The sequence below is a fragment of the Nocardia sp. NPDC057455 genome (assembly GCF_042802775.1).
Taxonomy (GTDB): domain Bacteria; phylum Actinomycetota; class Actinomycetes; order Mycobacteriales; family Mycobacteriaceae; genus Nocardia.
Genome location: NZ_JBHVDM010000206.1, coordinates 1 through 1,517 on the forward strand (window position 1 = coordinate 1; position 1,517 = coordinate 1,517).

Below are 1,517 nucleotides of genomic sequence, written 5' to 3' on the forward strand. Positions count from 1 at the left end.
TACGCCGGGCGTGGGGACCAGCAGGTGCAGTTGCGTGGGTTCCGTATCGAGCTCGGCGAGATCGAAGCGGCGCTGCTGCGCTGCCCGGGGGTCAGTCAGGCGGTGGTGCTGGTCCGCGCCGACGAGCACGCCGGTGACCGCCTGATCGGGTACGTGGTGCCCGACTACGGGGTGAGTGTGGATGCGTCGGTGCTGCGCGCGCAGGTAGCGGAGTTCTTGACCGGGTATATGGTGCCCGACGCGGTCGTGGTGCTGGAGACGCTGCCGTTGACCCCGAACGGCAAACTGGACCGGCGGGCATTGCCCGCCCCCGACGTCGTGTCCACCGTCGCCTACCGGGCACCGAGTTCACCGGTGCAGCAGGCCGTGGCCGAGGTGTTCGCCGGGCTGCTGGGCGCGCCGGAGGTCGGGTTGGACGACGACTTCTTCGCCTTGGGCGGCAACTCGCTGCTGGCCACCCGCGTGGTCGCGCGGATCAACGAAGCACTGGATGCCAACGTGGTGGTGCGTGAGTTGTTCGAAGCACCCACGGTGGCCGCGCTGGCCGCGCGGGTGGTGCCCGGCGCAGGCGGCGGCGCCCGCCCCCGGCTGACCCGCACCGAACGCACCGAACCGATCCCGCTGTCACTCGCCCAGCAACGGATGTGGGTGCTCAACCAGTTCGACCCCACCTCCCCCGCCTACAACATCCCCATGGCCATCCGGCTGCACGGCGCGCTGGATGTCTCCGCGCTGCGCTACGCCCTGGCCGACGTCCTCGAACGCCACGAATCCCTGCGCACCCGGTATCCGGCCGGCGGACCGGGCGGGTTGCCGTTCCAGCAGATCCTCACCGTCGAACAAGCCCTACCCGGCGGGCTGGAGGTCACCACCACCGACGACCCGATCACCCAGATCACCGAACTGATGCTCACCGGATTCGACGTCACCGAAGAAGTCCCGGTGCGCGCGCTACTGGCCGAGACCACCCCCGACGAACACCTACTGGCAGTGGTGGCCCACCACATCGCCGCCGACGGCGCCTCCATGGCACCCCTGGCCCGCGACCTGGTCACCGCCTACCTCGCCCGCATCGGCGGCAACTCCCCCCGCTGGGCGCCGCTGGAAGTGCAATACGCCGACTACGCGATCTGGCAACGACACGTCATCGGCACCGACGACGACCCCGCCTCCGTCGCCGCCCGCCAACTCGCCTACTGGCGCACCCAACTCGACGGACTGACCGGCGAACTCGAACTACCCCTGGACCGCCCCCGCCCCGCGGTGGCATCGATGCGCGGCGCGAACACCGGATTCGGGATCTCCCCCCAGATCCACCACGCCCTCACCGAACTGGCGCGCGCACACAACTGCACCCTGTTCATGGTCGTCCACGCCGCCCTCGCGGTACTGCTCGCCCGCCTCACCGGCGACCCGGACGTCGCGATCGGCACCCCCATCGCCGGACGCGGCGAACGCGTCCTCGACGACCTGGTCGGCATGTTCGTCAACACCCTCACCCTGCGCACCCGCGTCGA

The 1,517-nt window shown here is 70.3% G+C and carries 1 protein-coding gene; it reads left to right on the forward strand.

Going from position 1 to position 1,517, the window contains the following annotated elements; genetic code table 11:
* A partial coding sequence (locus ACFU5M_RS34480; RefSeq protein WP_379055816.1) for a condensation domain-containing protein occupies positions 1-1,517 on the forward strand: 1,517 nt, incomplete at both ends.